Genomic DNA, 21221 nt, shown 5'->3' on the forward strand with positions numbered 1-21221 from the left:
GATATGCGAGTAGCCGTTATCGTTTTTCCAGGCTCGAATGCTGATGTAGATTTGTACAACGCAGTTGAAGATGTCATGGGAGTGCCTGTTGACTACGTATGGCATTCCGAAACAGATTTGTCCGGTTATGACGCAATCCTTTTGCCGGGCGGATTCTCTTATGGAGACTATTTGCGCTGTGGCGCGGTCGCTCGCTTTTCGCCCGTGATGGAGCAAGTGGTGAAGGCAGCAGAAGCAGGCAAGCTGGTAATGGGAATCTGTAACGGCTTCCAAATCCTCACAGAGGTAGGGTTGTTGCCAGGCGCTCTCTTGCGCAACCGTTCCCTCAAATTCGCCTGCAAGCTGTCCGGGCTTCGCGTCGACAACAACGAAACTCCGTTTACCCTCGACTATGCGGCTGGGGAAGAAATCCAAATCCCGATCGCGCATGGCGAAGGAAACTACTACTGTGATGAAGAAACGCTCGCGAAGCTTAAAGCGAACAAACAGATCGTTTTCCGCTACAATGGCGAGAACCCGAATGGTTCTCTTGATGATATCGCAGGCATTTGCAACGAGCGCGGCAACGTACTCGGCATGATGCCTCACCCGGAGCGCGCTGTCCACAAGTGGATGACATCCGATGACGGCCGCCGCATGTTTACCTCGATCCTGAAGACGTGGAGGGAACAAAACAGTGTCACAACTCACGCATAAAGAACCGACCGCCCAGCAAATTGCCGATCAGAAGCTCTACCGTGAGATCGGGCTGACTGACGAAGAATACCAACGTGTAGTAACGATTATGGGACGCCAGCCAAACTGGACAGAAACCGGATTGTACAGCGTTATGTGGTCTGAGCACTGCTCCTACAAAAACTCCAAGCCTGTCCTGCGCAAGTTCCCGACAAAAGGCCCTCGCGTTCTGCAAGGACCAGGTGAAGGGGCCGGGATCGTGGACATCGGCGACAACCAGGCTGTTGTATTCAAAATCGAGAGTCACAACCACCCTTCTGCTATCGAGCCGTATCAGGGAGCAGCTACAGGCGTGGGCGGGATCATCCGCGATGTATTCTCCATGGGTGCACGCCCGATCGCATTGCTCAACTCGCTGCGCTTTGGCGAGCTGACCACGCCACGCGTCAAATATTTGTTTGAACATGTGGTTGCGGGAATTGCCGGCTACGGTAACTGCATCGGGATTCCTACCGTTGGCGGAGAAGTGAACTTCGATCCTACGTATGAAGGCAATCCGCTCGTCAATGCTATGTGCGTGGGTCTGATCGACCACGAGAAAATTCAAAAAGGCGTAGCCTCCGGTATCGGCAACCCGGTCATTTACGTCGGGGCGAGCACAGGACGCGACGGTATTCACGGCGCGACTTTTGCCTCCGAAGAGCTGACCGAGGAATCGGAGAAAAAGCGTCCGGCTGTACAAGTGGGCGACCCGTTCATGGAAAAATTGCTGCTGGAAGCGTGCCTGGAACTGATCGACACAGGAATCGTCGTAGGGATTCAGGACATGGGCGCGGCTGGTTTGACCAGCTCCAGCTCGGAGATGGCATCCAAAGCGGGCAACGGAATCGAGATGAACCTGGATCTCGTGCCGCAGCGCGAAGCAGGCATGTCTGCTTACGAAATGATGCTGTCCGAATCGCAAGAGCGCATGCTTGTCGTTGTGGAAAAAGGCAAGGAAGCGGAAGCGATCGCGATTTTTGACAAATGGGGCTTGGCCTCCGCTGTCGTGGGCAAAGTAACGGATGACAGCAAGCTGCGCCTGTTGCACAAAGGGGAAGTCGTAGCAGAAGTGCCAGCAAACAGCCTGGCAGATGACGCTCCGGTTTACCACCGTCCTTCCGCAGTGCCTGCTTACTATGAAGCAAACGGAAAAGTAGATGTACTGGCTGCCATCGAGGAGCCAAAAGATCTGAACGAGACGCTGAAAAGTCTCTTGGCGCAGCCGACTGTTGCCAACAAGGCATGGGTGTACGAGCAATACGACCATATCGTACGCGCGAATACAGCAGTGAAGCCTGGTTCTGACGCAGCAGTCGTCATGGTGCGCGGCACGCGCAAGGCTCTTGCCATGACAACCGATTGCAACGGACGCTATGTGTATCTCGATCCAAAAGTGGGAGGCGCCATCGCGGTAGCGGAATCCGCGCGCAACGTCGTGTGCTCCGGTGCCGAGCCGCTTGCGATCACCGACTGCCTCAACTTCGGCAGCCCGGAAAAGCCGGAAGTATTCTGGCAGTTCGAGAAAGCGTGCGAAGGCATGAGCGAAGCGTGCGTGGCCCTCGACTCGCCTGTTATCGGCGGTAACGTATCTTTTTACAATGAACGCAGCGGCGACGCGATCTACCCGACTCCAACTGTCGGCATGGTCGGTCTGATCACCGATGTTGACCATATTACAACGCAAGACTTTAAAAACGAGGGCGACGTCATCATCCTGCTCGGCGACACGTTCGCGGAGCTGGGCGGCAGCGAGTATCAAAAGCTCGTGACAGGCGCAATCTCCGGTCGTCCGCCGCAACTGGACCTGACCAAGGAAGCCGCTGTGCAAAAGCTCGTGCTCACAGCGATTCGCCAAGGCTTGGTCAATTCCGCGCACGACTTGTCCGAAGGCGGTCTGGGTGTAGCGCTGGCAGAATCTTGCTTCGGCAAAAACATCGGCGCACAAGTCGAACTTACATCCGACTTGCGCACAGACGTGCTGTTGTTCAGCGAATCCCAATCCCGCATCTTGCTCAGCGCAAGCAAAGAGCAGGCGGAAGCGATTGTGGCATTGGCAGGTGAGCACGGCGTACCAGCTGCAAAAATCGGTACGATTGGCGGCGAGCGTCTGGTAGTAACAGTGAACGGTACGGAAGCAATCAACGCTTCCACTCAAGAGGTGAAAGCAGCCTGGAAGGATGCGATTCCATGTTTGATCGGGTAATCTGGGACAAACTGAATGAAGAATGCGGCGTCTTTGGCATTTACAACCACAAGGAAGCATCCCAATTGACCTATCTGGGTCTGCATGCCCTTCAGCATCGCGGTCAGGAGAGCGCAGGTATCTGCGCCTCCGACGGCGAGAAGTGGTATAAGCACCGGGGAATGGGACTCGTCTCCGAAGCATTCGGCAAAGGCGACCTGGAAAAATTCCGCGGCCATATCGCCATCGGTCATACCCGTTATACGACCGCTGGCTCCAGCAAAATCGAAAATGCCCAGCCGCTGTTTTTCCGCTACGCGCAAGGCAGCATGGCTGTTGCTCATAACGGCAACCTCGTCAATGCCGCTGTCCTGAGAAAAGAGCTGGAAGCGAAAGGCTCCATTTTCCAAACGACAAGCGACACCGAGGTTATTGCCCACCTGATCGCACGCTCCGAGAGCCGCGATTTGCCAGGAGCAGTAAAAGATGCTCTCCAGCACATCAAGGGCGCGTATGCGCTGTTGGTCATGAACGAGAAGCAGTTGGTCATCGCTCTTGATCCGAATGGACTCCGTCCGCTGTCTCTCGGCCGACTGGGGGATGCGATCACTGTGGCTTCCGAGACCTGTGCGTTCGATATTATCGGGGCGCAGTACTGGCGCGATGTTCAGCCGGGAGAAATGATCGTGGTCGATCAGGATGGCATCATCGAAACCAAGCATACCGAGACGACGCAGCGCTCGATTTGCACGTTTGAATACATTTATTTCGCCCGTCCTGACAGCGACATCGACGGGATCAACGTCCACATGGCGAGAAAGCGCCTCGGCAAGCAGCTTGCCCTGGAATCGGCTATCGACGCTGATGTGGTTACAGGGGTGCCGGATTCGAGTATTTCGGCGGCGATCGGTTTTGCGGAAGCGACAGGTATTCCGTACGAGATCGGTCTGATCAAAAACCGCTACGTCGGCCGTACCTTTATCCAGCCGAGCCAGGAGCTGCGCGAGCGGGCTGTTTATCTCAAGCTGTCTGCCGTTCGCAAAGTCGTGGAAGGCAAACGGGTCGTCATGATCGACGATTCGATCGTGCGCGGTACGACAAGCAACCGGATTGTCCGCATGCTGCGCGAAGCTGGCGCCAAGGAAGTTCATGTCCGCATCAGCTCTCCGCCTGTCATGAACTCTTGTTTCTACGGAATCGATACCTCTACGCGCGACGAGCTGATTGCGTCGACCAAGTCGGTAGAGGAAATTCGTCAAATCATTGAAGCCGATTCCTTGTCCTTCTTGTCCGTCGAGGGCATGATCAATGCCATCGGCCGCCAGGATTCGGCTCCAAACAAAGGACACTGCCTCGCCTGCTTTACAGGGGAGTATCCGACCGAGATTGAATTTGAAGAGGCGCTACCAGCGACCAAGTGCTAATACAAGCAACCTCTTGCAAGGGGGAGAAACGATGAGTGAAGCATACAAACAAGCGGGCGTAGACATCGATGCGGGTAACGAAGCAGTCGAACGCATGAAAAAACACGTGAAGCGGACATTCCGTCCCGAAGTGCTGACCGATTTGGGCGGCTTCGGAGCACTGTTCCGTCTGGACACGAAAAAATACGAAAAGCCGATTCTCGTCTCTGGTACCGACGGGGTGGGCACCAAGCTGAAGCTGGCTTTTGCCATGGACAAACACGATACGATCGGGATCGACGCCGTTGCCATGTGCGTCAATGACGTCGTGGTGCAAGGCGCGGAGCCGCTCTTTTTCCTCGACTATTTGGCGGTAGACAAAGTCGTTCCGGAAAAAATCGAGGCGATTGTCAGCGGGATCGCCGAGGGCTGCTCCCAGTCCGGCTGCTCGCTCATTGGCGGCGAGACGGCAGAAATGCCAGGCATGTACGCCGAGGGCGAATACGACATCGCCGGATTTACCGTAGGGGTTGTCGACGAAAGCAAAATGATCACGGGTGCGAATGTAACAGCAGGTGACGTTTTGATCGGGCTTGCCTCCAGCGGCGTGCACAGCAACGGCTTCTCGCTCGTGCGCAAAGTGCTCTTGGCAGACAAGGGCATGTCCTTGCATGACCATGTAGACGCATTGGGCAAAAAGCTCGGCGAAGAGCTGCTGACCCCGACTCGCATTTACGTGAAGCAAGTGCTGGCTGTGCTCGAATCGTTTGAAGTAAAAGCTTTGGCCCACATCACAGGCGGCGGCTTCACGGAAAATATCCCGCGCGTGTTGCCGGAAAACACGCAAGCGGTCATTAACGTAGGCTCCTGGCCTGTTCTGCCGATTTTCACACTTGTACAGGAAGCGGGAAACATTTCGTATCCCGACATGTACAAAACGTTCAACATGGGCATCGGCATGATGCTGGTCGTGAAAGAAGCAGACGCAGCGAGCGTCATGGAAAAACTGCAAGAGCTTGGCGAGCAGCCGTACCTGATTGGCAACATTCAGGAGGGTGAGCGCAAAGTCGTATACAACGGGGTGGAATGGTGAGAAAGCTGGCCATTTTCGCCTCAGGAAGCGGCTCCAACTTCGAAGCGATCGTGCAGGCTGTCCAGGCAGGCCGACTTCCCGGTGTGGAAGTCGCTTTGCTCGTATGCGACAAGCCGCAGGCGAAGGTGCTGGAACGCGCGGAACGTCTGGGCATTGAAGCATTCGTGTTTCAGCCAAAAGATTACGCCAACAAGGCAGCTTTTGAAGCAGAAGTCGTGCAAGAGCTGCAAAAGCGGGAGATTTCGCTGGTCGTGCTGGCAGGCTATATGCGGCTGGTGGGCGAAACGCTTTTGGCTGCCTACGAAGGAAGCATCATCAATCTGCATCCGTCGCTGTTGCCAGCTTTCCCAGGCAAAGACGCGATCGGTCAGGCACTTGCTTACGGGGTAAAGATAACGGGGGTAACGGTACATCTGGTAGATGCCGGTCTCGATACGGGGCCGATCATCGCTCAGGTCCCGGTAGCAGTGCAGGAGCAAGATACGGCGGAAACGCTGGCAGCGCGCATCCACGCCGTGGAGCACGGACTGCTGGTGGAAGTCATCGGCATGCTGGCGGAAGGCCGGGTGCAGGTTGCAGGACGGCAAGTTCAGGTGAGATCATAACAGGCAACAAAAGACCGACACAGCTCAATCGTGTCGGTCTTTTTCGTGCTGGCAGCGTGAGCGCCAAAATCTTTCTCTCGCGCACGGTCCGAGATACGGTTTATTCAGCTGAGCTTGTGCAACCAGTCCCGGGAAAAATCCGCTTATCCGAACGGGCGGCGCTTTTGGCCAGCAGCTTTTCACATTCATCCGCCGGAACGGGCTTGCTGAAAAAATAGCCCTGCACCGTCAGGCAGCCAAGCGATCGCAAAAACGATAGCTGTTCCTTCGTTTCGACGCCTTCTGCTACGAGAGACAGCTTCAGGCTGTGAGCCATGGCTGCGATTGCGGTGACGATCGGCAAGTGAGAAGAAGAGTCCGACATGTTGCGCATAAACGACTGATCGATTTTCAACGAATTGATCGGCAAAAGCTGCAAGCAGCTAAGCGAGCTGTACCCGGTGCCGAAGTCATCAATTGATATCTGGATGCCCATGGCTTGCAGCTTTTGCAGGCGGGGAATGACAGCGTCAAGCCTGTGCATGGCGATACTTTCGGTTATTTCCAGCTCCAAGTAGCTTGGGTGTAGCCCCGTTTGTTGCAAAATGTCTTGGACCATCGTCACCAGATGCTTGTCCTGCAACTGGCGCATCGACAAATTGACGGCAAGCCGCACAGGAGGCAAAGCTTGCTGCTGCCACTTGACGAACTGCTGGCAAGCTGTCTGCAACACCCAGCGACCGATGGGAATGATCAGTCCCGTCTCTTCGGCGAGCGGAATGAAATCAAGCGGAGAGACGATGCCATACACCGGATGCTGCCAGCGGATCAACGCCTCCAGGCCGACAATATGCTCGTGCTTGCTGTCGTACTGGGGCTGATAGTACAACTGAAATTCCTCGTTCTCCAGCGCAGTGCGCAGTCCGGCTTCCAACGTCATTTTTTTGACGAAGGCGTCGTTCATCTCCGGTTGGAAAAACTGGATGTTGTTGCGGCCGTGTTCCTTCGCCTGATACATGGCTGCGTCCGCATTTTTGACCAAAGCTTCCGCGTCCGTGCCGTCCTGTGGAAAAAGGCTGATTCCGATGCTGATTGTGACCACAAAGCTTTGGTCACCAACCGTGATCGGCATGCTCAGCCTTTGCAAAACGGCTTCTGCGAACCTTTTTGCTTCCGTATGGGACATCCGGGGCAGGATGATCGTAAATTCGTCGCCACCCAAGCGGCAGACCGTATCGTTAGGACGTGCAGTCTCTTGCAGTCGCCGGGCGATTTGCGCAAGCAGGCCGTCTCCCGTGGAATGTCCGAGTGTGTCATTGATGTATTTGAACCGATCCAGGTCGAGAAACAGGACAGCGAGCTGGCTTTGCTCGCAGGCGGCCTGTTCGAGAGCGGCATCGAGCCTGCTTTGGAAAAGGGAGCGGTTCGGCAAGCCCGTCAACGTGTCGTGATAGGCGAGATAGTGAATCATCGCTTCGGTTTGCTTTCGTTTCGTAATATCCGTGGCGATGGCGAAATAGCCTACGACCGTATTCGTCACCACGATCGGGACGACGGTGACATTCAGTTCGATTTGCGTCCCGTCTTTATGAAAAGTGGAAATATCGTAATTGTCCGAGCTTCCTTGCTGGGCGTTCCGGGACATCAAAAGCACGCGGCGAATCCCTTCCTGATTCAGCAGCGCCCGGTAAGACTGATTGCGCACATCGTCCAGGGTGTATCCGGTCACGCACTCAAAAGCGGGATTGACGTTCAGGAATCTTCCGGACAAGTCGAGCCAGCAGACGATATTCGGATTATGCTCAAACAAGGACTTGTAGCGCTGCTCGCTCACTTCCAGACGTTGCTGCGCCCATTTTCGCTCCGTAATATCGTGAGTGACGATCAAGGCGCCGACAGGTTCTCCGGTGGGCGAGGACAGCAGCTTGCCGTTGGCGACCAGGATGGAAACAGCTTTTCCGAGAGGCTGTACCCAAATCTCCTGGTTGTAGACTTGTTCGTTGCGCAACACGCGGACAGACGGCAACTCCGCAAAAGCTACAGGAGTGCTGCCGTCAGGATGGTAAAAGGAATAAGAGCCGTACGTATGTTCATGCAAGTCTATAGGCTCGGACATGCCGAAGCGCTTGGCCGCTTCATTGAAAAAAAGGATGCGCCCATCCAACCCGTACACAGTCACTCCGGCCTCCATGTGCTCCAGAATGGGCTGTAGCAAAGTTTCATGCAAGGCTGAGGAAGGCATGGCACCCAAAGAATCGTCAACTGGTGGAAAAAGCAGCTGATGGCGAGTTGACTTCATGTAAGCCTCCGGGCTGATGCATGTAATAGTACCATTTATGTTAATGAAACTGAGAATCATTGTCAACAAACGATTCGTACGTCTGAAAGCAAACCAAATCCGCCCTGCCGACATATTGTAAAAAGAAGCAGCTGAAGAGGAGGAGCCGATTTGAGCGGAGATTTTGTTGCCGATTTGCTGGGCAAGCTAAGCAAGCGAACAGGGCGGGAATGGACGCTGAACGATATTATGAAGCTCGCACAAAAATTTCCCAAAGGCGGGGGCAATATCGACGAGCTGATGGAAGAACTGTCCGACATGGGACTTGATGTTCCCGAGGAGACGAAGGAACGCGTCAAGGACAGGATGAAAAACGGCAAGTCCATTTCCATGGAAGAACTGGGCAGCATGGTCCCGAAAGCGAAAGAGGTCAAGGCCAAAAGCAGCAAGCCCAAAAAGCCGTCGAGAGCGGCTGGGAAGAGCAAGCATCTGTCCCTTGCCGAGCGGGTGAAAAAGCTGTCCGGTGGAAACAAAAAGAAGCGGTAAGCCTGCTGCCGGAAAAAAGCGGGAATGTGCAGTCGCGAGTGCCGAACAGGCATGGGCGGCTGCGTTTGTTTTCGCTGAGGAAACTCTTGATAAAAACGTACAATTATGTTTTAATATGAAAGGAATGTTCGTGTTTTAGTATTGCAAAAAAGCTTTTAGCCATGTTTTCTTACTAATAGTCAGGAGGTTCTATCCGTGAGTGTGAAAAAAGCGTTGATCAGCGTTTCTGACAAGACAGGATTGATTCCGTTTGCCCGTCGTTTGGCAGCTGCCGGAGTAGAGATCATTTCCACCGGAGGTACGGCTTCTCTCTTGAAAGCAGAGGGTGTTCCCGTCATTGGCATTTCCGAAGTAACCGGATTTCCCGAGATTTTGGACGGGCGCGTCAAAACGCTGCATCCGAATATCCACAGCGGCCTCTTGGCTGTGCGTGACAACGAGGCACATCAAAAGCAACTGAAAGACCTGAACATCGAAACGATCGATCTGGTTGTGGTAAACTTGTATCCATTCAAGGAAACGATTGCCAAACCGGACGTGACATACGAAGATGCGATTGAGAATATTGATATTGGTGGGCCGACGATGCTGCGTTCTGCGGCGAAAAACCATGCGTTCGTGAGCGTCGTGGTCGATTCCGCCGATTATGAAAAGGTAGCCGAGGAAATCGAGGCAAACGGCGATACTACGCTGGAAACGCGCCGTCGTCTGGCTGCGAAAGTATTCCGTCACACAGCTGCCTACGATGCCCTGATCTCCCGTTATTTGAGCGAGCAAGTGGGCGAGCTGCTGCCAGAGAGCTACACGGTGACGTACGAAAAAGCGCAAGACTTGCGCTACGGCGAAAATCCGCACCAACGCGCTGCTTTTTACCGCGAACCGCTGTCCAGCCAGCTGAGCATCGGCTACGCAGAGCAACTGCAAGGCAAAGAGCTTTCCTACAACAACATCAACGATGCGGACGCGGCGCTGGCGATTGTGCGTGAATTTACCCAGCCGGCAGTTGTGGCGATCAAGCATTCCAACCCTTGTGGCGTGGGCATCGGCGCAGATATTCGCCAAGCGTACCAAAAGGCGTACGAGGCTGATCCTGTCTCCATTTTCGGCGGTATCGTAGCGGCGAACCAGGCGATTGACAAAGATACGGCCTTGGCGATGAAAGAAATTTTCCTGGAGATTATCATTGCTCCTGATTTTACGGAAGAAGCGAAAGCGGTTCTCGCCGAGAAAAAGAACTTGCGTCTCTTGCGCATCCCGGCATTGAATGAGTCTGCGAAAAAAGCGGACAATCTGTTCCGCGTGGCTCCGGTAGCGGGCGGCGCATTGATTCAGGACTTCGATTACAAACAGCTGGAAGAAAGTGAAATCCAGGTTGTAACCGACCGTCAACCGACAGCGGAAGAAATGGCCCAGCTGCAATTCGCCTGGAAGGTTGTCAAGCACGTGAAGTCCAACGCTATTTTGCTGGCAAAAGACAACATGACGATCGGCGTCGGCGCAGGTCAAATGAACCGTGTCGGCGCTGCGAAAATCGCCATCGAGCAAGCGGGCGAGCTGGCAAAAGGCTCCGTTTTGGCTTCCGATGCGTTTTTCCCGATGGGAGACACTGTAGAAGCAGCTGCTGCCGCAGGCATTACGGCGATCATTCAGCCAGGCGGCTCGATTCGCGATCAGGAGTCCATCGACGCTTGCAACCGCGCAGGAATCGCCATGGTGTTCACTGGCACGCGCCACTTCAAGCACTAATCTGTACAGATCCCTTCAGTAACAGGAGGATATCCATATGAAAGTATTGGTAGTAGGCGGCGGCGGCCGCGAGCACGCCATTATCTGGAAGCTTTTGCAAAGCTCCAAAGTACAGAAAGTATACTGCGCTCCCGGCAATGGGGGAACGGCTGAGATTGCGCAAAACGTCCCGATTGGCGTCAATGACTTTGCCGCTCTGGCCCAGTTTGCCAAAGACGAGGGAATCGATCTGACTGTGGTAGGCCCGGAAGATCCGCTTTTGGGCGGAATCGTCGATTTCTTCGAGGAACGCAACCTGCCTATTTTCGGGCCGAACAGTAAGGCGGCGATGATCGAAGGCAGCAAATCGTTTGCCAAAAGCTTGATGAAGCGCTACAACATCCCGACTTCCGCTTACGAGTCGTTCCTCGATTACGAGTCAGCGAGCGCCTACGTGCGTCAGCAAGGCGCGCCAATCGTGGTAAAAGCAGACGGTCTGGCCGCAGGCAAAGGCGTCGTAGTGGCCGAGACTATCGAGGAAGCGGAAGAAGCGCTGCGGCAAATCATGCAGGAAAGCGTCTTTGGAGAAGCGGGAGCGCGTGTCGTCATCGAGGAGTGCATGTTCGGGGAAGAGCTGTCTCTGCTCTCTTTTGTCGACGGCGAAACCGTGAAGCCAATGATCACCTCGCAGGACCACAAACGCATTTTCAACGACGATCGCGGCCCGAATACAGGCGGCATGGGCACTTACGCTCCTGTGCCGCAAATGTCGCCAGAGCTGGTCGAGACGATTGTGAAGACTATCGTCGAGCCGATGGCAGCAGGCATGGCGAAGGACGGAATCCCGTTCAAAGGCATCCTCTACACCGGACTGATGATTACCGAGCAAGGACCAAAAGTGGTTGAGTTCAACGCCCGTTTTGGCGATCCCGAGACGCAAGTGATCTTGCCGCTCTTGGAAACGGATTTGCTCGATATTTTTGTGGCGACCGTGAACGGAGAGCTGGATGCGGTGGATGTCACCTGGAAAGAGGGCAGCGCCGTATGCGTGGTGATGGCGGCTCCTGGCTATCCTGGGGAATACCCGAAAGGAAAGCGGATCGACGGACTTGCGCAAACGAAAGAGACAGTAACCGTTTTTCATGCCGGAACGAAGCAAACCGAGGAAGGCATCGTGACAAGCGGCGGCCGTGTGCTTGGCGTAGTAGGCACCGGAGCCAACCTCGAAAAAGCGCGTGAGGCAGCTTATGCAGCCGTGCAGTCGATTTCGTTTGAAGGGGCACAGTATCGCACCGACATTGCAGCGAAAGCGATGAAATATCAACAGAAGAACTAACAGGGGAAAGAAAAAGGCAGTCTCGTTCGTCGCTGAGGTACGAACGAAGGCTGCCTTTTTGTTGTAAAAAATGCCGCGACATTTTTTTAAAAGAGTTGCACGACTGCTCTCATCACCGCTTGGTTACAGCCCGATCTGTTCCCCAGCCAGAGGTGCATTCTTCGCTTTTGCTTTGGCTGCCATAACTTGCGACACGACATAGACGAAGAGGAACAACAGCATGCAGACGGCAGACCAGCGGTACATGACGGAGTAGCTGGAATGGGTAGCGAGCACGCCGAGCAGCATGGAGCCTGCCGCGATGCCGAGGTCGATCGAGTTGAAAAACAGTCCGTTTGCCATGCCGCGCTGTTCCGGCGTGACGACTCTGACCATCCACGCTTGAATAGACGGTTGAATCATGCCGTACCCCAAGCCGTAGAAAAAGGCCGAAGTCAAAAGCAGCGCTTCGCTCGTCGTGACGGACAAGATCAGCAGGCTGATGCCTACAAAAATCGCGCCAGGCGGCAGAACGGCGACGTGACCTTTGCGATCGTACAGCTTGCCGGAAAAAGGACGAATGAGTACCATGGCGAATGCGTTGGCGAGGAAAAACCAGCCGACGTTTGCGATGTGGGTTTCTTTTCCGTACAGCGCCAAAAAGCTCAAGATGCCTCCGTACGTAATCGACAAACAAAAATTCAGACTCACAGGCAAGAGCAGCTTTTTGTCGAAAAAGCGGCCAACCCCTTTGATCGGGGCACTGTTAACGGCTGATGCTGATGGAGATGTGGTTGTTGCAGCCGGGCGAAGGTTGTACGCGCGAATCATGTGCATCAAAGGGAAGATGGCAGCCACCAGCACGACAAGGGCGAAAAGCATATAGCCGAATCCGAATGATTGGAGAATGCCGAGTCCGATCACTGGACCGAGCGCCATTGCCAGGCTCGTGGACAGGCCGAAATAGCCCATTCCTTCCCCGAGCTTGCGGATGGGAATGACATTGGTCACGATGGTTGGAAACGTCGTGCTGCCCATGCCGAAGCCGATCCCGACGAAAACGCGCAACAGCAAAAACAGGGCGATGTTCCCAGCCCAGAAGTATCCCGCACTGAAGATGCCGACAGTGCACAGGGCCATAACGGCAATCACTTTGCTGTTTTTCGTTCGGAGCGCTTCGCCTGTGAACACGCGCGCGACGACGGCGGCCAAAGAAAACAGGCTGATGACGAGACTGACGACAAAATCGTTTGCCTGATACGTCTGTTTGACGTACGCAGGGAACGTAGGCGTCTGCATTTGGATCGTAAGAAATAACAACAAGTTGCACACAGTTAAAAGGACGAAATCCTTCGTCCACAGTTTCTCTCTACTCTCTCCCAACGGTTTCACTCCTATTCGGTTGTATGGCGGTCTATGTTCTCGTTGATTTCAAGCAGAATTTCCCGCAAAAAAGCCAGTTTCTCCGGTGGCAAGCCCGCAAAAATGTCCGCGACGGCTTTGGCCTCTGTCGGAATCGCCTTTTCAATCCACTCCCGGCCGTTTGCGGTGAGCGTTACGATATAGGCACGGCGATCCTGGTCGCTCAGCTTTTTTTCAATCCAGCCTTTTTTCACCAGGTTGTCGAGAATCCGCGTCATCGTGGGCTGGTCTTTTGCCGAGCGCAGGGCAAGCTCTTTCTGGTTGATCCCGTCCTCTTCCCGCAGGCGGTACAAGACGGCAAATTGCTCCGTCGTCAAATCAAATTCGCGCAAGAACAGCGAGACGTAGTGAATCATGCGGCGGTACGTGTTGCCGATCAAAAATCCAAGCGGTTCATTTTGCCAATGATCGATCATGACAAGGTCATTCCTTTGCACCAAAATACTTGCTTTGACAATTATATGCCTAGCAACTAATTTTGTAAATGGAAAAACCGCCTTTCCCTCAAGGCGGTCGCATCTGTGGAAAATCACTTTTGATTATTGGCGGTAGCGCCCTTTTCTTCGGGAGCTGTAAAAGGCGTAATAGCCGACAACGCCGATGACACCAAGAATCATGGCCATGACAAAGAAATTGTGTGACATCCATTCATAGAGTGGCGTTCCGACGATCATGGACAGCGTCTCCTCTTTTCTACGAGTAAGTAGGGTAACGTGTGCTGCTGTCGTCCTTTTCCTGGGAACGGTACGAGATGAACTCGCGGGCTGCTTGTTCCATCAATTGGTCTTCGGGAGTCAGCTCGCCTTTTGGCGCGTCGTCTTGTGCTTTGTTCTCCGCTTTTGGCGATTGCGTGCTGGCAGCTTGCGGCTTGTCCGTATGCGTCTGCGAGTTTGCCGAAGCGGACGCCTTTTCATGCTTCTGCTCTTGGGAAGAGTGGGAGGAAGCACCGCTGATTGCGCCTGTGACTTGATTCATGACGGTTTGTATCCCTTTTTGCTTCATTTGATCCATCATCCCGGACATGCCGTTCGCTTTGATCGTATTGATGCCAAGCGCTTTGTACATCGGGCAGAAACGGGTCGCGCCTTCCGCTACCTTCATCGCAGAAAAGGCCATCAGCAGCCAGGGGGCATTGTGCGGACGACGACTCATTTTTCCAATGCCATAGGCCAAGCCCAACAGACCGCCTGTCATGCGAATGATCGCATCTGTAGTACCAACGTTCTTTTGCATTTGCTTTCGCCTCCTGTTGCATCTTCTACGAGGTAGTCTGTGATAAATCCGTTCAGGCAACCCGTGGAAATTGTTAGGACGATGTGCTGGGCGAAGCAGGGGAAGCATTCGCAAGTGGCGAAGCAGTAAAGAATGAAATGAACGACTATTCAGTCGATTTGCATGATTGGACACCGAGAGGAGAGAAGTGGCATGCGAGTTCGCGCTTTATCGGAAGAAGCGTACCTGAATCTGATTCGTGTAAGCAAAAGGCAGGCTCCGGCAAGCTTGTGGATCAAGGGAGCCAGCGTACTGAACGTGTATACAAAGGAATGGCACGAGCATCACGTCGTTGTGGCGGGAGAGCGAATCGCTTATGTAGGAGAAAAGGAGCCGTTCGTTGATGAACATACCGAGATCATCGACGCGAGCGGAAAGTATTTGGTTCCCGGCTATATCGAGCCGCACGCGCATCCTTTTCAATGGTACAACCCGTTTACGCTGGCAGACTTCGCCCTGGAGCGGGGAACGACGACACTTGTGTCCGATACGCTGATGCTGATGAATTTGCCGTCGGAGCAAATTTCTGCGCTGATGGAATCGCTCGCCGCGCATCCGGTAAAGCAATATTTCTGGGGCAGGCTCGATCCGCAAACGGGCAAAGAACATCCGCAATTCACAAAAGACGGCCTGCGGCGCATGCTGGAGCATCCGCTGGTCGTGCAAGGGGGAGAACTGACGAACTGGGGCGGCGTGCTCCAAGAGGACGACACCCTGCTGTTTGGCTTGAAGCATACGCGCGATTTGGGCAAAAGAATGGAGGGGCATCATCCGGGAGCATCTTGGGAAACGCTGAACATCGCCAGCGCAGCAGGCATCACCGCTTGCCACGAAGGGATTACCGCCGAAGATTTGCTCGCGCGGCTGCGTTTGGGGATGTACGCGACACTCCGCCACTCCTCGATTCGGCCTGACTTGCCAGAGCTGGTAAAAGGCTGGCTTGCGCTCGGTCTGCCGTGGTCTTCGCGGATGATGCTTACATCAGATGGCTGTACGCCTCCGATGCACCGAAACGGCTTCATGGACTACACGCTTCGCGTAGCGATAGAAGCTGGCATGCCGCCCGAGGAGGCATATGTCATGGCGACGTTGAATCCGGCTGTCTACTACGGTCTGGACGCTGAACTGGGCGGAATTGCGCCTGGACGGATCGCGGACATGGTCCTTCTCGCCGCCAAAGACGATCCTGCGCCGCTCGCTGTCTTTTGCAACGGCGAACAGGCGGCAGAGAGCGGCAGGCTGCTTGTCCCGACAGTCGAGCCACGCTGGGCCGACTACTCGTTTGAAGCAGCCGATCCGTTGGCAGAGCGAGCACGAGCGGACTGGTTTTGCCTGCGGCCTGACGCGGAAGGAAAAGCTCCGGTACTGAACATGGTCAACGCAGTCATTACGCGGATGACGCTGGAAGCTTTGCCTGTAGACGAGCAAGGCTGCATTTCACTGGCGCATGACCCGCAGCTCGCTGTGATCGTCAGCATCGATCCGACAGGCAAAAAGCGCACGGCTGCCGTGCTGCGCGGTTACGGTGAGCATTTGCACGGGCTGGCAAGCTCGTATACGGCTTCTGGCGACTGGCTTGTCATTGGCCGCGATCCGCAGGCGATGGCGGCTGCGCTTGAACGAGTCAGGGAAATCGGCGGGGGAGTCGTTTTGATCGAGGATGGGCAGATTGCCTGCGAATGCCCGCTGCCGCTTGGCGGGAAATTTTCTCCGGCCCCGATGAGCGAAGTGATTTCCATGGCCGAGAATTTGACGGCCAGACTGCGCGCCAAAGGGCATGTTCATCTTGATCCGATCTACTCGCTGCTGTTTTTTACGGCTACCCACCTGCCCTACGCAAGGCTCACCGCGGAAGGGATCGCAGATGTAAAAACAGGACAAATCGTCGTTCCGGCACTCCCTCTCTAAAGAGGGAGTTTTTGTTTTCCTTTCATCCGCAAATGTAATGGATAACATTAAAGCTTTATTGTGTGAAAGTAAAGATATAACTGTTTGATTTCAATTGATCGCAATGAAATGCTGAGTATGTAAGCATCTGGTATATGCTTGGAAAATATATTTTTCCTCTTGTAAATTTTCAGATTTATTTTACAATAAATAATAGCCAAGCCACATCTATCTTCTGTTCCATCAGAAAACAAGCTTACATAGTCGCAACCTGGTAGCTAGGGTAGATCGACTGGCGAGGACAAAAATAAAAAATAATTAAAGGGGGATTCAATTCCGCATGAAAAAACTCTCTCACATCAGTATTTTATCTGCGGTATTGGCGACGAGTGTGGCACTCACAGGTTGCGCAGGAACCAGCAACTCATCAGGGGGAAGCAACACGGGCGGAGGTGGTCAGCCAGCGCAAAATCAGCCAAGCACGTCTGGCAGCGGCGGTGGCGCAGCAACAGACGGTGGTGTCATCAAGATCGCAACACAAACCCCCCTCTCCGGGAACCAGTCCTCTCTCGGAGACGCGATCAAGACAGGTGCGGAATACGCACTGAATCAACGCAAGGAAGAATTTAAAAAGCTCGGCTTCGACATCCAGCTCTTCCCGCAGGATGACCAGGCGGACCCGAAAATCGGGGTATCCAATGCGGAAATGCTCATCTCCAATCCTGATGTGTACGGGGTAGTCGGACACCTGAACTCCGGTGTGGCGATTCCTTCATCCGTGAAGTACGAGGAAGGCAAACTGGTCATGGTCTCCCCTGCCAACACAGCCGTGAAGCTGACCGAGGAAGGGAAGAAAACCGTACACCGGATTTGTGCTCGCGATGACGCCCAGGGACCGAAAGCGGCCATGTATGCGAAAAATACGCTCGGCGTGAAAACAGCTTTTATTATTCATGATAAGACCGCATACGGCCAAGGCTTGAGCGACCAGGTGAAGTTGCAGTTCGAAAAGGACGGCGTGCAGCTTCTCGGGTATGAAGGCATCACGCAAGGCGAAAAAGATTACAGCGCCGTACTGAATCAGGTATCGGCAAAGAACCCTGACATCATCTTTTTCGGCGGGCTTTATCCGGAAGGCGGAATCCTGGTCAAACAAGCCCGGGAAAAAGGATACAAGGGATATTTTATGGGTGGCGACGGCTTGGACTCTTCTGATATGATTAAAATAGCCGGCGATGCTGTCGAAGGCGTTGTGTTCACGTCAGTAGCAGGTGACGTGACGCAAACCGAAGAGGGCAAGAAGTGGGCTGAAGAGTACAAGAAAACCACGAACAAACCTCTAGAAACCTACTCCGTCTACGGTTTCGATTCCATGAACGTCATCCTTAACGGCGTCATGGAAGCAATCAAAGCGAACGGTGGCAAAAAACCAACACGCGAGCAAGTCCTCGAAGCAGTTCACAAAACAAAAGATTTTCAGGGGCAATTCACAAAAGTTACCTTTGATGAAAAAGGTGACAACACAAACGCAGATGTATTCATTTACAAGTATGACAAGGACAAGTCAACTTTTGTAGGCAAGGCCGAGTAATCGCAGCCAACATCACCGTACACTCTTTCATGCCTCATACCGGTAAAGGGGCGGCACGTTGGTGTTCGCCCTTTTCTACGGAAACTCACGTCCAGCCATGTGAATGAATGCAGAAAATTTCTACAAGTTTATTGAGAAGTGAGGGATGGGAAGCATGATGCTCAACATTTTGCCTCAGGTGTTGGTTGACGGATTAACACTTGGATTCATGTATGCAGTCGTAGCCTTGGGCTACACAATGGTTTACGGGATTTTGGAATTTATCAACTTTGCTCATGGAGAAATCTTTATGGTGGGGGCGTTTGTCGGGACAGAGGTATTGCTGATCTCTGATTCCTTGGGGGCGCTGGAAGGCATGAATCCTTTTGTCGCACTATTCTTGACACTGATCATCGCCATGGTGTTAACGGGGGCGCTTGGAGTGGGGATCGAGAGAGTGGCGTATCGGCCGCTGCGTGGGGCACCGCGTCTCGTACCGCTGATTTCTGCTATCGGCGTATCGTTTTTGCTGCAAGACCTTGTTCGTTTTACCGAAGCGCTGGCTCGCAATGAATTTTATCTGAACAGTCCAACTCTTTTTACTGGTTCGATTTCTTTAGGCAGCATTGCCACGATTCCTACCAAAGGCTTGATTGTAATTGTGCTCGCGATCGTAATGATGATAAGTCTGACGCTGTTCATTAACAAGACAAAGTGGGGAATCGCCATGCGTGCCGTAGCGCAGGATCAGAGTACGGCTTCGCTGATGACCATAAATGTAGACAAAGTAATCATGCTGACGTTTTTGATCGGTTCCAGTCTCGGTGGAGCGACAGGCGTGCTGTTCGCCCAAAACTACGGGACGATCGACCCTTATATCGGATTCATTCTCGGATTGAAAGCATTTACGGCAGCCGTTCTCGGCGGAATCGGCAATTTGCGCGGCGCGATGGTTGGCGGAGTGCTGCTCGGACTGCTGGAGTCGCTGTCGGGAGCGTTCATGGGACCGTTGACCAACGGCGCATTCGGTGCCGAGTACAAAGACGTGTTTGCATTCAGTATTCTAATCCTCGTGCTTCTCTTCAAGCCTGAAGGGCTGTTTGGCGAAGCTGTGAAAGAGAAAGTGTAGGTGAAACCAATGGCAAATCTGACATGGAAAACGTTCAAAGGAATACCGCTCGCGCTCACGTTGGTTTGGATCGCAGGCTTCGCGGCTGCTTTGCATTTCATGGACAAATCAGTCATCGCGTTTCTCGGCATTCTCTCTTCGATTGTGCTCATCTATTACACGAACACGTCGAAAGCGATCAAAATGGTCATCGGGGCAGCTGTGCTGTTGATTGTCATTCCGCTGGTCGCAGGGGAAAACCGCTACTACATGGAAGTGGCCTCGCAGGTGGGCATTTACGTGGCGATGGCGCTCGGCTTGAACATCGTAGTAGGGTTCGCAGGATTGCTCGACTTGGGATACGTCGCCTTCTTTGCTGCCGGTGCGTACGCATACGCGATCTTCTCGACCTCGCAGGCAAACGAATTTATCGCAGGCAACCTGTTTCCGCTGTCGGGTGAATGGTTCTGGCCGTTCCTCATCGTCGGATTGATCGTCGCCGCCGTCTTCGGGGTATTGCTCGGGCTACCCGTACTCCGTGTAAAAGGCGACTATTTGGCCATCGTTACGCTCGGGTTTGGCGAGATTATTCGGATTATTTTTAATAACCTGGACAAACCGATCAACATTACGAACGGACCACAAGGGATTACCCCGATTCCGTCGCCGGAGCTGTTCGGCATCAAGATGGGGACACCGTTTTTCTTTTACTTTATCGTGTTGTTCGTGATCGCTTTCATCGTCCTGGCGAATATTCGTTTCGAGCATTCCCGTCTGGGCCGCGCCTGGATCGCTGTTCGCGAGGATGAACTGGCTGCGCAGTCCATGGGGATCTCGCTGTTGAATACGAAGCTGGCGGCTTTTGCGACAGGGGCTTCCTTCGCAGGGGTGGTAGGCGTCATTTTTGCAGCCAAGCAGACGTTCATCGATCCGACTTCGTTTACGCTGATGGAATCGATCGGGATTTTGGTGATGGTCATTCTCGGCGGCAGCGGAAGCATCCCTGGCGTCGTGCTCGGAGCTGCTTTCGTCACCATTTTGCAAGTGCAGCTCTTGAAAGAGTTCTCCAACTTCTTGCACAGCTTGCAGCAGTCGGGAATCATCAACCTGCCGAACCAGCTCGACCCGTCCAAGTTCCAACGCCTTATTTTCGGGATCATGCTGATTCTCGCAGCCTTGTATCGTCCGAATGGACTGATTCCGGCCAAGCGGAAAAAGAACGATCTCGATGCGATCAAAGCGAGCGATTACGGCAAAGAAAAGCTGGGGATTCTCGGCAAGCTGTCCCAATTGGCTTCTGGCAAGCAGTCATAGCGGACGAGGAGGGAAAAGGGCATGGCATTGTTGGAAGCGAAAAATTTGACCAAGCGTTTTGGCGGACTGGTGGCGAACCAGGACGTCTCGATTTCCATAGAAAAAGGCAGCATTACAGCAGTAATCGGGCCAAATGGGGCCGGAAAGACGACTTTCTTCAACATGATCACCGGATTTTACGAGCCGGATGAAGGCGAAATCCTGTTGAACGGCAAAAGCATCAAAGGGTTGCGTCCCGACCAGATTGCGAGCCGCGGCATCACAAGGACTTTTCAAAACATCCGTCTGTTCAAGGAAATGACGGCGCTGGAAAACGTGATGGTAGGCGTTCACAGCCGCTTGTCTGCCGGATTGCTCGGCATTTTGTTCAACACGAAGCGCGTGCGCGTCGAAGAGGAAAAGGCGCGTGTGGAAGCGTACCAGCTCCTGGAATATGTCGGGATCGCGCATATCGCCAACGAAGCGGCGGGCAGCTTGCCGTACGGTTTGCAACGGCGCCTGGAAATTGCCAGAGCGATGGCGACCAATCCGGAAATCATTTTGCTCGATGAACCTGCTGCGGGCATGAACCCGCGCGAGACGGTGGAAATGACCGACTTTATTCGCAAGCTGAAACGGGAGCTTGACCTGACGATTATCCTGATCGAGCACGACATGAAGCTGGTCATGGGACTGAGCGAGTACATTCACGTGCTGGACTACGGCCGCAAAATCGCCGAAGGAACGCCGGAACAAATCCGCAACAACCCGAATGTAATTGAAGCCTATCTCGGAAAAAGCGCGTCGGAAGTGTCGTAGAAGGAGG

18 protein-coding genes are annotated in these 21221 nt (G+C 53.7%); 13 read left to right on the forward strand and 5 right to left on the reverse strand.

Annotated features, from left to right (window positions below; translation table 11 throughout):
* Window positions 1-3 precede the first annotated feature (3 nt).
* The 5 genes from purQ to purN are packed head-to-tail and all read left to right on the forward strand — an operon-like array spanning window position 4 to window position 6000.
* On the forward strand, window positions 4-696 hold the full coding sequence (gene purQ, locus DEP07_RS26815) for a phosphoribosylformylglycinamidine synthase subunit PurQ (protein WP_122965569.1): 693 nt from the start codon (window positions 4-6) through the stop codon (window positions 694-696).
* On the forward strand, window positions 677-2920 hold the full coding sequence (purL, locus tag DEP07_RS26820; RefSeq protein WP_122965568.1) for a phosphoribosylformylglycinamidine synthase subunit PurL: 2244 nt from the start codon (window positions 677-679) through the stop codon (window positions 2918-2920). Before purQ ends, purL begins: the two co-directional genes overlap by 20 nt.
* Window positions 2905-4323, forward strand: a complete 1419-nt coding sequence (gene purF / locus DEP07_RS26825; protein ID WP_122965567.1) for an amidophosphoribosyltransferase — start codon at window positions 2905-2907, stop codon at window positions 4321-4323. The genes purL and purF overlap by 16 nt, the downstream gene beginning before the upstream one ends.
* A 31-nt stretch (window positions 4324-4354) precedes the next feature.
* A complete protein-coding gene (gene purM, locus DEP07_RS26830) occupies window positions 4355-5395 on the forward strand; it encodes a phosphoribosylformylglycinamidine cyclo-ligase (protein ID WP_287103254.1) in 1041 nt (346 codons plus the stop codon).
* Entirely contained in the window at window positions 5389-6000 is a 612-nt protein-coding gene (gene purN, locus DEP07_RS26835) for a phosphoribosylglycinamide formyltransferase (RefSeq protein ID WP_122965565.1), read from the forward strand. The genes purM and purN overlap by 7 nt, the downstream gene beginning before the upstream one ends.
* A gap of 100 nt (window positions 6001-6100) precedes the next feature.
* Here purN and DEP07_RS26840 read toward each other — a convergent pair whose 3' ends face one another.
* On the reverse strand, window positions 6101-8278 hold the full coding sequence (locus tag DEP07_RS26840; RefSeq protein ID WP_173597837.1) for an EAL domain-containing protein: 2178 nt from the start codon (window positions 8276-8278) through the stop codon (window positions 6101-6103).
* A 150-nt stretch (window positions 8279-8428) separates the two neighbouring features.
* Here DEP07_RS26840 and DEP07_RS26845 point away from each other — a divergent pair, with 150 nt between their 5' ends.
* From DEP07_RS26845 to purD, 3 genes are all read left to right on the forward strand, one after another.
* Window positions 8429-8803: a hypothetical protein gene (locus DEP07_RS26845; protein WP_063229564.1), complete on the forward strand. Its 375-nt coding sequence runs from the start codon at window positions 8429-8431 to the stop codon at window positions 8801-8803.
* A gap of 195 nt (window positions 8804-8998) precedes the next feature.
* Entirely contained in the window at window positions 8999-10549 is a 1551-nt protein-coding gene (gene purH, locus DEP07_RS26850) for a bifunctional phosphoribosylaminoimidazolecarboxamide formyltransferase/IMP cyclohydrolase (RefSeq protein WP_122965563.1), read from the forward strand.
* Window positions 10550-10586: 37 nt separating this feature from the next.
* Window positions 10587-11864 carry a phosphoribosylamine--glycine ligase gene (gene purD, locus DEP07_RS26855; protein WP_217022612.1) on the forward strand — a complete coding sequence of 426 codons (1278 nt, stop codon included), beginning with the start codon at window positions 10587-10589 and terminating at the stop codon, window positions 11862-11864.
* Window positions 11865-11987: 123 nt separating this feature from the next.
* On the opposite strand, the gene DEP07_RS26860 is transcribed toward purD, so the two are convergent.
* The 4 genes from DEP07_RS26860 to DEP07_RS26875 all read right to left on the reverse strand — a co-directional run bounded on the left by DEP07_RS26860 (window position 11988) and on the right by DEP07_RS26875 (window position 14498).
* Window positions 11988-13226 (reverse strand): MFS transporter, encoded by a 1239-nt coding sequence (locus DEP07_RS26860; RefSeq protein ID WP_173599455.1) that lies wholly within the window; start codon window positions 13224-13226, stop codon window positions 11988-11990.
* An 11-nt stretch (window positions 13227-13237) separates the two neighbouring features.
* Complete coding sequence (locus DEP07_RS26865; RefSeq protein ID WP_122965560.1) at window positions 13238-13681, reverse strand: MarR family winged helix-turn-helix transcriptional regulator; 444 nt, start codon at window positions 13679-13681, stop codon at window positions 13238-13240.
* 123 nt (window positions 13682-13804) lie between these two features.
* Window positions 13805-13939 carry an EYxxD motif small membrane protein gene (locus tag DEP07_RS26870; RefSeq protein ID WP_255679199.1) on the reverse strand — a complete coding sequence of 45 codons (135 nt, stop codon included), beginning with the start codon at window positions 13937-13939 and terminating at the stop codon, window positions 13805-13807.
* A gap of 19 nt (window positions 13940-13958) precedes the next feature.
* Window positions 13959-14498: a YgaP family membrane protein gene (locus DEP07_RS26875; RefSeq protein WP_287103255.1), complete on the reverse strand. Its 540-nt coding sequence runs from the start codon at window positions 14496-14498 to the stop codon at window positions 13959-13961.
* A gap of 192 nt (window positions 14499-14690) precedes the next feature.
* Between DEP07_RS26875 and DEP07_RS26880 the strand changes: the two genes are divergently transcribed.
* The 5 genes from DEP07_RS26880 (at window position 14691) to DEP07_RS26900 (ending at window position 21214) form a co-directional block, all read left to right on the forward strand.
* The gene (locus DEP07_RS26880; RefSeq protein ID WP_287103256.1) at window positions 14691-16445 is read left to right on the forward strand and encodes an adenine deaminase C-terminal domain-containing protein; all 1755 of its coding nucleotides are present in this window, start codon (window positions 14691-14693) and stop codon (window positions 16443-16445) included.
* Between the two features lie 319 nt (window positions 16446-16764).
* Complete coding sequence (locus tag DEP07_RS26885; protein WP_122965557.1) at window positions 16765-18015, forward strand: branched-chain amino acid ABC transporter substrate-binding protein; 1251 nt, start codon at window positions 16765-16767, stop codon at window positions 18013-18015.
* 145 nt (window positions 18016-18160) lie between these two features.
* Window positions 18161-19123, forward strand: coding sequence for a branched-chain amino acid ABC transporter permease (locus DEP07_RS26890; RefSeq protein ID WP_167470349.1), 963 nt, complete (start codon window positions 18161-18163; stop codon window positions 19121-19123).
* A gap of 9 nt (window positions 19124-19132) precedes the next feature.
* Window positions 19133-20416, forward strand: a complete 1284-nt coding sequence (locus DEP07_RS26895) for a branched-chain amino acid ABC transporter permease (protein WP_063229622.1) — start codon at window positions 19133-19135, stop codon at window positions 20414-20416.
* Between the two features lie 21 nt (window positions 20417-20437).
* On the forward strand, window positions 20438-21214 hold the full coding sequence (locus DEP07_RS26900; protein ID WP_122965555.1) for an ABC transporter ATP-binding protein: 777 nt from the start codon (window positions 20438-20440) through the stop codon (window positions 21212-21214).
* Window positions 21215-21221: the final 7 nt, after the last annotated feature.

This window comes from Brevibacillus sp., assembly GCF_003521185.1.
Lineage (GTDB): Bacteria > Bacillota > Bacilli > Brevibacillales > Brevibacillaceae > Brevibacillus > Brevibacillus parabrevis.

Excerpts from the sequence above, each read along its gene's own strand:
- purQ (WP_122965569.1), top strand. The coding sequence starts at position 4 with ATGCGAGTAGCCGTTATCGTTTTTCCAGGCTCGAATGCTGATGTAGAT.
- purF (WP_122965567.1), top strand. The coding sequence starts at position 2,905 with ATGTTTGATCGGGTAATCTGGGACAAACTGAATGAAGAATGCGGCGTC.
- purM (WP_287103254.1), top strand. The coding sequence starts at position 4,355 with ATGAGTGAAGCATACAAACAAGCGGGCGTAGACATCGATGCGGGTAAC.
- purN (WP_122965565.1), top strand. The coding sequence starts at position 5,389 with ATGGTGAGAAAGCTGGCCATTTTCGCCTCAGGAAGCGGCTCCAACTTC.
- DEP07_RS26840 (WP_173597837.1), bottom strand. The coding sequence starts at position 8,278 with ATGAAGTCAACTCGCCATCAGCTGCTTTTTCCACCAGTTGACGATTCT.
- purD (WP_217022612.1), top strand. The coding sequence starts at position 10,587 with ATGAAAGTATTGGTAGTAGGCGGCGGCGGCCGCGAGCACGCCATTATC.
- DEP07_RS26865 (WP_122965560.1), bottom strand. The coding sequence starts at position 13,681 with ATGATCGATCATTGGCAAAATGAACCGCTTGGATTTTTGATCGGCAAC.
- DEP07_RS26870 (WP_255679199.1), bottom strand. The coding sequence starts at position 13,939 with ATGATCGTCGGAACGCCACTCTATGAATGGATGTCACACAATTTCTTT.
- DEP07_RS26875 (WP_287103255.1), bottom strand. The coding sequence starts at position 14,498 with ATGCAAAAGAACGTTGGTACTACAGATGCGATCATTCGCATGACAGGC.
- DEP07_RS26880 (WP_287103256.1), top strand. The coding sequence starts at position 14,691 with ATGCGAGTTCGCGCTTTATCGGAAGAAGCGTACCTGAATCTGATTCGT.
- DEP07_RS26885 (WP_122965557.1), top strand. The coding sequence starts at position 16,765 with ATGAAAAAACTCTCTCACATCAGTATTTTATCTGCGGTATTGGCGACG.
- DEP07_RS26890 (WP_167470349.1), top strand. The coding sequence starts at position 18,161 with ATGGGAAGCATGATGCTCAACATTTTGCCTCAGGTGTTGGTTGACGGA.
- DEP07_RS26895 (WP_063229622.1), top strand. The coding sequence starts at position 19,133 with ATGGCAAATCTGACATGGAAAACGTTCAAAGGAATACCGCTCGCGCTC.
- DEP07_RS26900 (WP_122965555.1), top strand. The coding sequence starts at position 20,438 with ATGGCATTGTTGGAAGCGAAAAATTTGACCAAGCGTTTTGGCGGACTG.